At 75.1% G+C, this 12,416-nt stretch carries 11 protein-coding genes; 4 read left to right on the forward strand and 7 right to left on the reverse strand.

All coding sequences use genetic code 11. The features are described from left to right. Positions 1-30: 30 nt before the first annotated feature. The 6 genes from ACWENR_RS01425 to ACWENR_RS01450 form a co-directional block, all read right to left on the reverse strand. Positions 31-1,248: a phosphatidate cytidylyltransferase gene (locus tag ACWENR_RS01425; protein ID WP_452275145.1), complete on the reverse strand. Its 1,218-nt coding sequence runs from the start codon at positions 1,246-1,248 to the stop codon at positions 31-33. Between the two features lie 535 nt (positions 1,249-1,783). Further along, entirely contained in the window at positions 1,784-2,341 is a 558-nt protein-coding gene (gene frr, locus ACWENR_RS01430) for a ribosome recycling factor (protein WP_452275109.1), read from the reverse strand. A gap of 79 nt (positions 2,342-2,420) precedes the next feature. Then, positions 2,421-3,188 carry a UMP kinase gene (gene pyrH, locus ACWENR_RS01435; protein WP_452275110.1) on the reverse strand — a complete coding sequence of 256 codons (768 nt, stop codon included), beginning with the start codon at positions 3,186-3,188 and terminating at the stop codon, positions 2,421-2,423. A gap of 161 nt (positions 3,189-3,349) precedes the next feature. Continuing rightward, on the reverse strand, positions 3,350-4,177 hold the full coding sequence (gene tsf, locus ACWENR_RS01440; protein ID WP_452275111.1) for a translation elongation factor Ts: 828 nt from the start codon (positions 4,175-4,177) through the stop codon (positions 3,350-3,352). Positions 4,178-4,312: 135 nt separating this feature from the next. Continuing rightward, positions 4,313-5,167 carry a 30S ribosomal protein S2 gene (gene rpsB, locus ACWENR_RS01445; protein ID WP_452275112.1) on the reverse strand — a complete coding sequence of 285 codons (855 nt, stop codon included), beginning with the start codon at positions 5,165-5,167 and terminating at the stop codon, positions 4,313-4,315. Positions 5,168-5,500: 333 nt separating this feature from the next. After that, positions 5,501-6,760 carry a hypothetical protein gene (locus ACWENR_RS01450; RefSeq protein ID WP_452275113.1) on the reverse strand — a complete coding sequence of 420 codons (1,260 nt, stop codon included), beginning with the start codon at positions 6,758-6,760 and terminating at the stop codon, positions 5,501-5,503. A gap of 238 nt (positions 6,761-6,998) precedes the next feature. On the opposite strand from ACWENR_RS01450, the gene ACWENR_RS01455 reads away from it, so the two are divergent. From ACWENR_RS01455 to ACWENR_RS01465, 3 genes are all read left to right on the forward strand, one after another. Continuing rightward, on the forward strand, positions 6,999-7,358 hold the full coding sequence (locus tag ACWENR_RS01455; protein WP_452275114.1) for a YraN family protein: 360 nt from the start codon (positions 6,999-7,001) through the stop codon (positions 7,356-7,358). 186 nt (positions 7,359-7,544) lie between these two features. Then, positions 7,545-9,065 carry a YifB family Mg chelatase-like AAA ATPase gene (locus ACWENR_RS01460; protein WP_452275115.1) on the forward strand — a complete coding sequence of 507 codons (1,521 nt, stop codon included), beginning with the start codon at positions 7,545-7,547 and terminating at the stop codon, positions 9,063-9,065. After that, a complete protein-coding gene (locus tag ACWENR_RS01465; RefSeq protein WP_452275116.1) occupies positions 9,062-10,339 on the forward strand; it encodes a DNA-processing protein DprA in 1,278 nt (425 codons plus the stop codon). Before ACWENR_RS01460 ends, ACWENR_RS01465 begins: the two co-directional genes overlap by 4 nt. Positions 10,340-10,608: 269 nt before the next feature. Here the strand turns inward: ACWENR_RS01465 and ACWENR_RS01470 are convergent, their stop codons facing one another. Then, positions 10,609-10,944, reverse strand: a complete 336-nt coding sequence (locus tag ACWENR_RS01470) for a hypothetical protein (RefSeq protein WP_452275117.1) — start codon at positions 10,942-10,944, stop codon at positions 10,609-10,611. 328 nt (positions 10,945-11,272) lie between these two features. Between ACWENR_RS01470 and ACWENR_RS01475 the strand changes: the two genes are divergently transcribed. Then, positions 11,273-12,397, forward strand: a complete 1,125-nt coding sequence (locus ACWENR_RS01475; RefSeq protein ID WP_452275146.1) for a tyrosine recombinase XerC — start codon at positions 11,273-11,275, stop codon at positions 12,395-12,397. Positions 12,398-12,416 lie beyond the last annotated feature (19 nt).

The following is a 12,416-nucleotide window of genomic DNA, read 5'->3' on the forward strand; positions in this document are numbered from 1 at the left end:
CGGGCCCACCGGCGTCGGGTGATTCACGCCTCACTCCAGCACCGGCACGAAGACCGCCAGCAGCAGGTACGCGGTCGGCAGCGCGAAGAGGATCGAGTCGAGCCGGTCCATGAGGCCGCCGTGCCCCGGGAGCAGGTTGCTCATGTCCTTGACGCCGAGATCCCGCTTGATCATCGATTCGGCGAGGTCGCCGAGGACCGCCGCGCAGGAGACCGCCACCCCGAAGAGCGCGCCCCACCACGGGGCCACGTCGAAGAGCAGCCAGAGCAGCAGGGCGCTGCCCAGGGCCGCGGCGACGACCGAGCCGGCGAAGCCCTCCCAGGACTTCTTCGGGCTCACCGAGGGGGCCATCGGGTGCTTGCCGAAGGAGACGCCGGCGGCGTACCCGCCGGTGTCGGAGAGCACCACCGCGACCAGGGTCACCAGCACCCGCAGGTGGCCGTCCTCCGGCACCGCCGCCAGCAGCGCGGCGAAGCCGCCGAGGAACGGCACGTACACGGCGATCAGGGTGGCGGCGGTCAGGTCGCGCTGGAAGCCGCGCGGGCCGTCGCCGAGCCGCCAGACCATCGTGCCCAGCACGGTGACCAGCAGGCCGAGGCTGAGCGCGTCGGGGCCGGCGAACCAGGCCAGCCCGACGGTGAGCACCCCGCCGGCGATCAGCGGCACCAGCGGCGGGTGGGCGCCGCTGCGGCGTACCGCGCGGGCCATCTCCCAGCTGCCGACGGCCACGGCGCCGGCCACCAGCAGCAGGAACGCGGGCCGGAAGAAGAAGAGCGGGACCACGACCAGGGCACCGAGGGTCACCCCGACGGCGACGGCGGCGGGCAGGTTGCGCCCGGCCCGGCTCGGCGCGGGCTGCTGGGTCGGGGGCCGGTCGGCGCTGGCCCGGCGTCGGCCGCGCTGCCGCCGGCCCGGGGGGCGCGCGGGCTCGGGCTCCGGCTCGACGTCCCGCACCGGTTCCAGCTGGGTCGTCGGGTGGTCGGAGGGGTCCGGGTGGTGACCGTTCGTCCCGGCCGGGCGGTCGTACGGGACGCGGTCCGCCCCGGTCGGCTCCGGACGGGCGTCGACCTGCGGGCGGGGGCGGACGTGCGGCTCGGCGTACACGTCAGGCCCGCCGCCGGGCCGGCGGTGCCACGAGCCGGGCTCGATCTCCGGCTCCGGCCAGGGCAGGGCGGGGGCGGGGGCGGGGGCGTCGGGGCGGTCCCAGCCGCGGGGCTCGGCGCTGCCGTAGGGGTCGAGGTGGGACATCACGCACCGATGGGGCCCGGCACGAGGTCCACCACATGACGCACAACCACAACCATTCCCCTACCCGCGCGACTGTTCCGTCCGGTTGGCCCGCCCGACGGCCGGCCCGATCCCCACCGTTCACCGCAGGGTGGCCGGGAATCGTGCCGAGCCTACTGCACCCACCGCTCCCCCACGTCGGACCGTGGTCGCCGAGGCCGTGCCCGTCGGGTGGTGGGCAGGCGGGCCGCCGGGTGAGCGGGCAGGCACCACGTGGGTGGATGAGCGGACCGCCGGGTGAGCGATTGGGCGGGCCGCCAGGTAGGCGGATGACCAGACCGCCGGGTGAGCGGGCAGGCGGGCCGCCAGGTGGGCGGGCGAGCGGGCCGCCGGGCCGCCTGCCCGCTCGCAGCGAGGAGCCGGAGCCCACGGCGTGCGCGGGCCGGAGCGTCGCCGGGTGCCGGACACGAACGACGGTGGCACCGGACCCCCGCCCGGGTGCGGGCGGCGGTGCCGGTGCCACGTGTCGTCGTCGCCGGTCGCCCGGCGTACGGCGTCAGACCTCGAGGAGCTCGTTCTCCTTGTGCTTGACCAGCTCGTCGACGGCGGCGACGAAGCGCTGGGTCAGGTCGTCGAGCTCCTTCTCCGCGCGCCGGCCGTCGTCCTCGCCGACCTCGCCGTCCTTGACGAGGCGGTCCAGCTCCTCCTTGCCCTTGCGGCGGATGTTGCGGATGGCGACCTTCGCCTCCTCACCCTTGTGCCGGGCGACCTTGATCATGTCGCGGCGGCGCTCCTCGGTCATCTGCGGGAGCAGGATGCGCAGCTGGTTGCCCTCGTTGTTCGGGTTCGCGCCGAGGTCGGAGTCGCGGATCGCCTTCTCCATGGCGTTGATCTGCGAGTTGTCGTACGGCTTGATGATCACCATGCGCGGCTCGGGCACGCCGATGGACGCCATCTGCGGCAGCGGGGTGGGGCTGCCGTAGTAGTCGATGATGATCTTGGAGAACATGGCGGCGTTGGCGCGACCGGTGCGGATCGCGCCGAACTCCTCCTTGGCGTGCTCGATGGCACGCTCCATCTTCTCCTCGGCCTCGAGGAGGGTGTCGTCGATCACCGGTCTCCTCGCCTCCTTCTGTGCTCGTCGTGGGCTTGTCGTGTCGGAGGAACCGCTGAGGGCGGATCAGTTCGACCGCTCAGGCGGTGATCAGGGTGCCGATCTTGTCGCCACCCACGGCCCGGATGATGGTGTCGTCGCCCTGCGCGCCGAAGACCAGCATCGGCAGGCCGTTCTCCATGCACAGGCTGAACGCGGCGGCGTCCGCGACCCGCAGGTTGCGGCGCAGCACCTCGGAGAAGGTGATCGAGTCGAACTTGCTGGCGGACGGGTCGACCCGCGGGTCGGCGGTGTAGACGCCGTCCACGCCGTTCTTGCTCATCAGCACCACGTCGGCGCGGATCTCCAGGGCGCGCTGGGCGGCCACCGTGTCGGTGGAGAAGTACGGCATGCCGGCGCCCGCGCCGAAGATCACCACGCGGCCCTTCTCGAGGTGCCGGATGGCGCGCAGCGGGATGTAGGGCTCGGCGACCTGGGCCATCGTGATCGCGCTCTGCACGCGCGTCTCGATGCCCTCCTTCTCCAGGAAGTCCTGCAGCGCGAGGCAGTTCATCACGGTGCCGAGCATGCCCATGTAGTCGGCCCGGGCCCGGTCCATGCCGCGCTTCTGCAGCTCGGCGCCGCGGAAGAAGTTGCCGCCGCCGACCACCACCGAGACCTGCACCCCACGGCGTACGACGGTGGCGATCTGCCGGGCGATGGCCTGCACGACGTCGGGGTCGACGCCGATGGCGCCCCCGCCGAACACCTCGCCGGAGAGCTTCAGCACCACCCGTCGGGCCCGGCCGGGGGGCGGCGCCGTCGGATCGTCCGCCGCCAGACTCCGGTCACTCACAACCTGCGTCATCCGCCCCGCCCTTCCCCATGCGCACGTCCCGTACGCCGCGTACCGCGAAACTGCCGTAGCCGACCCTATGTGACAAGGAGGCCGCGGTGCCTGTCACGTACACCGGCGGCCTCCTCGTCGACGTTCCCTGCCCGCGGGCGCCCAGCGCGCCCCGGGACGGCTCAGGCCTGGCCGACCTCGAACCGCACGAAGCGGGTGACCTCGATGCCGGCCTCGGCCAGCAGCTGCTTCACCGTCTTCTTGTTGTCGGCGACCGACGCCTGCTCGACGAGGACGTAGTCCTTGAAGAAGGCGTTCACCCGGCCCTCGACGATCTTCGGCAGCGCCGCCTCGGGCTTGTTCTCCTCGCGGGCGGTCTGCTCGGCGATGCGCCGCTCGGACTCGACGACGTCGGCCGGCACCTCGTCACGGGTGAGGTACTTCGGCCGCATCGCGGCGATCTGCATCGCGACGGCGCGCGCGTCGGCGTCGCCGGCCTCGTCGGTCTTGCCGGAGTACTGCACCAGCACGCCGACCGCCGGGGGCAGGTCCTGGCTCTTGCGGTGCAGGTAGACGGCGGTGGTGCCGTCGAGCTTGGCGAACCGGTTGAGGACCAGCTTCTCGCCGATCTTGGCGGACTGCTCCTGGACCAGGTCGGCGACCGTCTTGCCGTCGATCTCGGTGGCGAGCAGCTCCTCGGCGGTGCTGACGCCGCTGCGCTCGCCGTGCTCGACCAGCCGCTGGGCGAGCTCGATGAAGGCGTCGGTCTTGGCGACGAAGTCGGTCTCGCAGTTGAACTCGAGCAGCGCCTGGCCCGAGTGGGCGATCAGACCGTTGGCGGCCGTGCGGCCGGCCCGCTTGCCGACGTCCTTGGCGCCCTTGACGCGCAGGATCTCGACGGCCTTGTCGAAGTCGCCCTCGGCCTCGGTCAGCGCCTTCTTGCAGTCCATCATGCCGGCGCCGGTGAGGTCGCGGAGCTTCTTGACGTCCGCGGCGGTGAAGTTGGACATGGCTCTCTCTTCGGTGTTGAGACTGCGGGTGGGTTGGTCCTGGTGTCGGTTACCCGGATCCGGGCGCGACGTGCCCGGCGTACCTGCCGCTCCCCGCCGTCCGCCGAAACGGACGGCGGGGAAGCGGCGGCGCGGTCACTCCGCGGCGGCGGTCGCCGGCTGCTCGGCCGGCTGCTCGGCCGGCTGTCCCTGCTCGTCGGCCTTCTTCGGCTCCTCGAGCAGCTCGCGCTCCCACTCGGCCAGCGGCTCGTCCGAGGCCACACCCGGCTCGGGCTTCTCGTCGGTGCCCCGACGACGGCCGGAGCGGGCGATCAGGCCGTCGGCGACGGCGGCGGCCACGACCTTGGTCAGCAGCTCCGCCGAGCGGATCGCGTCGTCGTTGCCCGGGATCGGGAAGTCGACCTCGTCCGGGTCGCAGTTGGTGTCGAGCACCGCGATCACCGGGATGCCCAGCTTGCGGGCCTCGTCGACGGCGATGTGCTCCTTCTTGGTGTCGACCACCCAGATCGCGGCCGGGAGCTTCTGCATGTCCCGCAGGCCACCGAGGGTGCGGGTCAGCTTGACCTTCTCGCGGGAGAGCTGCAGGGTCTCCTTCTTGGTGTACCCGGCGGCCGTGCCGCTGAGGTCACCCAGGGCCTCCAGCTCCTTCATCCGCTGCAGCCGCTTGTAGACCGTCTGGAAGTTGGTCAGCATGCCACCGAGCCAGCGGTGGTTGACGTACGGCTGGCCGACCCGGGTCGCCTGCTCGGCGATGGCCTCCTGGGCCTGCTTCTTGGTGCCGACGAAGAGGATGCTGCCACCCTCGGCGACGGTCCCGCGCACGAACTCGTAGGCCTTCTCGATGTAGTCGAGGGTCTGGCGCAGGTCGATGATGTAGATACCGTTGCGCTCGGTGAAGATGAAGCGCTTCATCTTCGGGTTCCAGCGCCGGGTCTGGTGCCCGAAGTGGACACCGCTCTCCAGCAGCTGACGCATGGTCACGACGGCCATGGTGAATTACTCCTTGCGGTCCCTGGTTGTCCCGCCCGGCCGGCGGCCGGGCGTCCTGGCGCCCGGTCGCCGGCCATGAAGGGCCCGATGAGGATCGGGACCAGGGAGGCCGTCGCCCCACGACGACTCGTGGAGAGGGCGCGCGAGGTCGACCGCACGAGGCGGTCGCCAGTCGACCAGTGTACGCCCCCTCACCGCCGCCGACGCCGCGGGTGGCGGGAACGGGTCGGAACGCCCATTTCCGGCACCCGCTGGCCGGCACCCCGCTGGCCGGCACCCCGCTGGCCGGCACCCGCTGGCCGGCGGCCAACCGGCGCTGCCAGCCGGCCGCCGTCAGCCGACCGCGAGGGCTGCGGCGACGAAGAGCACCAGGCCCACGGTCAGGTAGGCCGTCGGCGGGCGCAGCCAGCCCCGGCTCCCGTCCGCCAGCGACAACCCGCCGGTGCGCAGCCCGTAGAGGCCGATGGCGAAGATCGGCAGCCCGCAGACCAGGAAGGTGCCCGCCACGACGTTGGCGGCCGACAGCGGGTCGCCGGTCACGCCGCTGAACAGCACCCGCAGCGCGGGCACCTCGAACACCACGACCAGCGCGGCGAGCAGCACGGCCAGCGCCGGCCGGCGCGTCCGGTAGACCCCGTCGCCCGCCGGCGGGCCCGCCAGCGGAGCCACCACCGGCGGGAAGGCCGGCGCCTCCCCCGGCAGGAGGTCGCCGCGAGGTGCGACCGGCGGCATCGGCCCGGTCGGCATCTCCAGCGGGTTCGGCGCCTCTGCCGCGCGGCGCGGCTCGACGACCGGCATCTGCAGCGGCTGCGCGGCCTCCGCGGCCCGCTGGGGTTCGACGATCGGGTAGCCGGCCAGCGGCGCCGGGCGGGTCGGCTCGACGGGGCCAGCCCCGCCCAGCGCGTCGGCGGCCGACGTCGAGACCGCGTCCCGGGACTCCCGCGCCTCCCGCGCCGCGCGTCGCCCCGGCCGGTCGGCGGGCAGCTCCCCCGACGCCTCCGGGTCCGCCTCCGGGCGGCGCAGGCGACTTGCCCGGTATCCCTCGGTCTCCGACCGGTCGTCCCCGAGCGGCGGCACCGCGCCGAACCGCCCCGAGTCGCTCTCCCCGCCGCCGAACCGCCCGGACGCCGGCTCCGCCGCGGCGAAGCGGCCGGAGTCCGGCTCGGTGACGGCGAACCGACCCGAGTCCGGCTCCACCGCCGCGAACCGACCCGAGTCCGGCTCGGTCACGGCGAACCGACCCGAGTCCGGCTCCACCGCCGCGAACCGACCCGAGTCCGGCTCGGTCACGGCGAACCGACCCGAGTCCTCCGGGCCGCCGAAACGTCCCCGGTCGGCGTCGAGCGCGCCGAAGCGCCCCGAGTCGGGCTCCGACGTCGCGCCGAAGCGACCGGACTCACCGCGCCGGGCGCCGGCGGGGTCGCCGTAGCGGTCGTCCTCCGCGGCGCGCCGCTGGTCGGGGGCGCTCACGTCGTCGTCCCGGTACCGGGTCTCGGCCGCACCTCGCCAGTCCCGCTCCCCGTAGCCACGGTCGCGGTCAGCCGGATACCAACCCGACTCCTGATCTTCGGCAAAGCTCCGTCGTCCGTCCACGTCCGGCACCGTATGCGACGATCTCCACGGACGCCATTCGCCCCTCGGACACCCGGCCCGACCGAGCGGCCGGGGCTCCACGGCGGGTCCGCCGGGGGCGGCGGGCAGGCGACGTCCGCGCCGGTTCGCATAGCACAACGCGGGCAAGATCGTCCGCTCGTCCACAGTCCGTCCGTCGTCCACAGGCGCGACGACGCGGGGCGGCGATGCGCGGCTCGCCCGGTGCAGGGTGCCGGGCATGACGAAGCGGAACCAGGCGGTCGGCGCGTACGGCGAGCGGTGCGCCGTCCGGCACCTGATCGGGGCGGGCCTGCGTCCCGTGGCCCGGAACTGGCGCTGCCCGGCCGGAGAGATCGACATCATCGCCTGGGACGGGCCGGTGCTCGCCTTCTGCGAGGTGAAGACCCGAAGCACGGACGGATTCGGCACACCGGCCGAGGCGGTCGTCCCGGCCAAGGCCCGCCGGCTGCGCGGGCTCGCCGCCCGGTGGCTGGCCGACACCGGCACCACCGCCGACGAGGTGCGCTTCGACGTCGTCTCGGTGCGCCTCACCGGCGCCGGGCCCGCCCACGTCGAGCACCTCAAGGGCGTGTTCTGAGGTGGGCGCGCGGAACGAGCCGACCTTCGGGCGCGACGGGCGGCGGCCGTACGCCTGGGTCGAGCGAGGGCCGACCGGCGGTGGACGGGCCGTCGGAGCCGGCGAGGCGGGGTCTTCCGCCGCCGACGCCGAACGCGGAGCCGGCGCGGCCGGGGTCGTCGGCACCGACCGTCGGCGGGTGGCGGCGTGAGCTACGCGAAGGTGCTCTGCGTGGGCCTGGTCGGCGTGACCGGGCACCTGGTGGAGGTCGAGGCCGACCTGGCTGCCGGGCTGCCGGCCGTGGTCATCTCGGGGCTGCCGGACACCGCGCTGCACGAGGCCCGGGACCGGGTCCGCGCGGCGGTGGTCAACTCGGGCCAACGGTGGCCCAACCGGCGGATCACGCTCAACCTGCTGCCGGCGGACCTCCCGAAGTTCGGTTCGGCGTTCGACCTGGCGATCGCGGCGGCCCTGCTGGGCGGCTCGGGCGAGCTGCCGCTGCTGCCGCTGGACCGCGTGGTGGTCCTGGGCGAGCTGGGCCTCGACGGCACGGTCCGGCCGGTGCGCGGCGTGCTGCCGATGGTCGCGGCGGCCGCCCGGGCCGGCGTCGAGCGGGTGATCGTCCCGGCCGGCAACGCCGCCGAGGCGGCGGTCGTCCCGGGGGTCCGGGTCCGGGCGGTCGACACGCTGCACCGGCTGGTCAGCTTCGTCCGGGAGGGCACGCCCCTGATCGAGCCGGAGGCGAGCTGCGCGGCGCCGGCCGGCGGCGGGCCGGACCTGGCGGAGGTCGCCGGGCAGGGGCTGGGCCGGCGGGCGCTGGAGGTGGCCGCGGCGGGCGGACACCACCTGGCGCTGCTCGGGCCGCCGGGCGCCGGCAAGACCATGCTCGCCGAACGCCTTCCGTCGATCCTGCCCGAGCTCGACGACGAGGCCGCGCTGGAGGTGACCGCCCTGCACTCGATCGCCGGGCTGCTCCCGCCGGGCGGCCGGCTGCTGCGCCGCCCGCCCTTCCAGGCCCCGCACCACACGGCGACGGTGCCGTCGCTGGTCGGCGGCGGCTCGGGGCTGGCCCGTCCCGGCGCGATCTCGCTCGCCCACCGGGGGGTGCTCTTCCTCGACGAGGCGCCCGAGTTCAGCCGGGGCGCCCTGGAGGCGCTGCGCCAGCCGCTGGAGCACGGCCGGGTCCGGCTGGCCCGCAGCCGTGGGGGCGCCGAATACCCCGCCCGCACCCAACTGGTGCTGGCGGCGAACCCGTGCCCGTGCGCCAAGCCGGCCGGGGACGCCTACTGCGAGTGCCCGCCGCAGGCCCGCCGGCGCTACCTGAGCCGGCTCTCCGGCCCGTTGCTGGACCGGATCGACGTGCAGGTGACGCTGCCGCCCGTCCGGGCCGCCGAGTTGCTGGAGGCGACCGTCGACAGCGAGTCGTCGGCCACCGTCGCCCGCCGGGTGGCGGCCGCCCGGGAGGCCGCCGCCGCGCGCTGGGGCGTCCTCGGCCGCCGGCTCAACGCCGAGATACCCGGTCCGTACCTGCGTCGACCGCCCTGGCGACTGCCGGGGCCCGACACGGCGGAGCTGCGGGCCCGGCTGGACTCCGGGTCGCTCTCCGCCCGGGGATTCGACCGCGTCGTCCGCCTGGCCTGGACGATCGCGGACCTCGACGGCCGGGACCGGCCCGGCCGGGACGACGTCGGGGAGGCCATTCAACTCAGAACGGGGGACGGCACATGAGCACGGAGGAGACCCTGGCCAGGGTCGCGCTGACCTGGCTCGCCGAGCCGGGCACCCGGTCGGTGTACCGGCTGGTCGACCGCCTCGGTCCGGTGCGGACACTCGACCTGCTGCTCGACGGCGGCGCGCCGGACAAGACGTTGCGGGCCACGGTCGCGGCGCGTACCGCCGCCGGCGACGCACGGGCGGTCGCAACCGAGGCGCTGGCCCGCGCCGACCGGCTCGGCGCCCGCGTCGTCGTGCCGGGCGACGACGAGTGGCCCGTCCGGGTCGAGCAGTTGCGGGATCTGCGACTGCCCGACGCGCACCGCCGGGTGGACATCGAGACCGCGCCGCCGCTCTGCTTCTGGGTGCGCGGCTCGTGGCCGCTCGCCGAGGCGTTCGACCGCTCGGTCGCGGTCGTCGGTGCCCGGGCCGCCAGCGGCTACGGCACGCACGTCGCCACCGAGCTCGGCTACGGCCTCGCCGACCGGGACTGGACCGTCGTCTCCGGCGGCGCGTACGGCATCGACGCGGCGGCCCACCGGGGCGCGCTGAACGCGGGCGGCGTCACCGTCGCCGTGCTCGCCTGTGGCGTGGACCGCCCCTACCCGATGGGCAACGCGGCGCTGTTCGACCGGATCGCCGACACCGGGCTGCTGGTCAGCGAATGGATGCCGGGGGCTGATCCGCTGCGGCCCCGGTTCCTCATCCGCAACCGGGTGATCGCGGCGGGGACCCTCGGCACCGTGCTGGTGGAGGCGGCGGCGCGCAGCGGCGCGACCCAGACCACGCACCGGGCGCTCGCCCTGCGCAAGCCCGCCATGGTGGTGCCGGGTCCGGTCACGTCCGCGATGTCGGTGGGCGCGCACGAGGTGCTGCGCGAGTACCCGAGGTCCCGGCTCGTCACCGGGGTCGCACAGGTGCTGGAGGAGGTCGGGCCGATCGGCGAGCTGGCACCGGTTCCGCGCGGCCCACAGCGGCCCGTCGACCTGCTCGACGACGACGCCAGGTCGATCGTCGAGGTGCTGCCGCGCCGGGGCGCGATGGGGGTGGACCTCCTCGCGGCCCGGGCCGGCGTCGCCGTCCGCACCGTCCTGCGGAAGCTGTCCATGCTGGAGGAGCTGGCCCTGGTGGTGCGCCGCGAGGACGGCTACGCTCTCGCGCCGCCACCGGCCGACGCCGGCCAGGCCGGTCAACGCCGGCGTGCCGATGACGGCCAGGCCGGTCAGGACCGGCGTGCCGATGGCGGCCAAACCCGGCCGGCGACCGGCCCCGATGAAACGGCCCGGTGAGGCGATGAGCGGATCGGGAAGCGCGTCGGGTCGTGGGGCGACACGTGCGGATCCCCAACGGGCAGGCCCCGGCGCACCGGAGCGGGAAGCGGCCCTGTGAGGTGGCCCCGGGAAGCTGCCCGGTGGAGCGGATCGGCAAGCGGGCACGGGAAGCGGGCCCGGAAATCGCCCGGCAAGCGGACCCGGGAAGCCGCCCGGTGGAGCGAACCTGGGGAACGCCCCTGTGAACCGCATCGCGCAGCGGGTCGACGCCGGCATGCACCGCCCGGTCAGTCCCCCTCGAAACGGATCTCCATCCCGCGGTCCTGCCGGCAGTGCCGCGCCAGCAGGTCCAGCCGGCGCACGTGCGTCGTCTCGGGTGGCGTCCGGGCCACCTCGGCGAGGCTCCGCAGCTCGGCGAGGAGCTGCGGGGCCCGGTCGGCGGGAATCACCAGCTCGCCGACCGGGTCCACCCGGTCCAGCAACGGGGTGCGTCCGCCGCCGCGTACCCGCTGGACGAGGCCCAGCAGCACGTCGTCGGGATCGGGCAGCACCTCGGCCGGCACCAGGCGACGCCGGCCGGAGCCCGTCGCGACCACCCGGTAGAGGACGACGTCGACCCCCATGTCCGGTCCCCCTTCGTCGAGCCCGGCCAGTCGAGTGGCGCCCGCGACCCGGGCTCACACCCGTTGGTACGACAAGTCTGCGCGCACCGGCCGCGGTAATCCATCACCCGGCCGGGGGCGGCGAGACCATGTCCCGGCGTCCGGCCCGGGCGGGCCGTCGAACGTAGGCTGGCGCTGTGCCAGCCGAGCATCCGCCACCGCCGGGCCCCACGGGAAGCGCGTCCGGACGAGCGCGTCACGCGTCGTCCCGTCGCCCGGTCTCGGGGAGGTCGTCGTGAGCCGGGAGTCGACCGGCAGACGTGCGATGCACGAGGCGCTCCCGGCGGCGATGCGCGAGGCGGTGGACGACTTCGCCGGGCACCTGGCCGGGGTGCGCAACCGGTCGGCGCACACCGTCCGGGCGTACGTCGGCGACGTGGTGGCGCTGCTGGACCACGCGCGCCGGATGGGTTGCGCCGAGCTGGCGGAGCTGGATCTCACCGTGCTGCGCAGTTGGCTGGCGAAGCAGCGGACGACGGGGGCCGCGCGGACGTCGCTCGCCCGCCGGGCGGCCTCGGCACGGGCGTTCAGCGCCTGGGCGCACCGCTGCGGGCTGCTCCCCACCGACGTGGCGGCCGCGCTGGCCAGTCCTCGCGCGCACCGGGACCTGCCCAGCGTGCTCCGAGCCGACCAGGCGGCCGCGCTGGTCGAGGCCCCGGGTCGCTCCACCCGGGCCGCGCCGACGGCCCCGCCCGCCGGGCACGGCGCGTCACTCGACGACGGGGCGGACGCCCTCGACCCGGCGGCCACCGGCACGGCAGAAGGTCACGCGACCGTCGGCACGACGATGGGTCACGCGACCGCCGACACGACGGATGTTCACGCGACCACCGACACGGCGGACGGTGACGCGACAGCCGGCACGGCGGACGGCACGACCGGCTCCGGTACGGCGGACGGCACCGCCGAGGCCGTGCTGCTGCGCGATCGGGCGCTGCTGGAGCTGCTCTACGGCACGGGGGTACGGATCAGTGAGGCGTGCGGCCTGGACGTCGCCGACATCGACCACGGGCGACGGGTCGTGCGGGTGTTCGGCAAGGGCGGCCGGGAGCGCGCGGTCCCGTACGGGGTGCCGGCGCAGCGGGCGCTCGACGAGTGGCTGCGCCACGGCCGGCCGAGGCTGGCCGGACCGCAGTCCCGGGACGCGCTGCTGCTCGGCGCCCGCGGCGGGCGGCTCAACCCGACGACGGCCAGGCGGATCGTGAGCGGCTACGCCGAAGCCGCCGGCCTGCCCCCGGTCAGCCCGCACGGGCTGCGGCACTCGGCGGCCACCCATCTGCTCGAGGGCGGCGCCGACCTGCGCGCGGTGCAGGAACTGCTGGGGCACTCGTCCCTCGCGAGCACGCAGATCTACACGCACGTGTCGGTGGAGCGGCTCCGCGCCGCCTACCGACAGGCCCACCCCCGCGCCTGACCGGCGCGCCGCGCCGACC

This window comes from Micromonospora sp. NPDC004336, assembly GCF_053602615.1.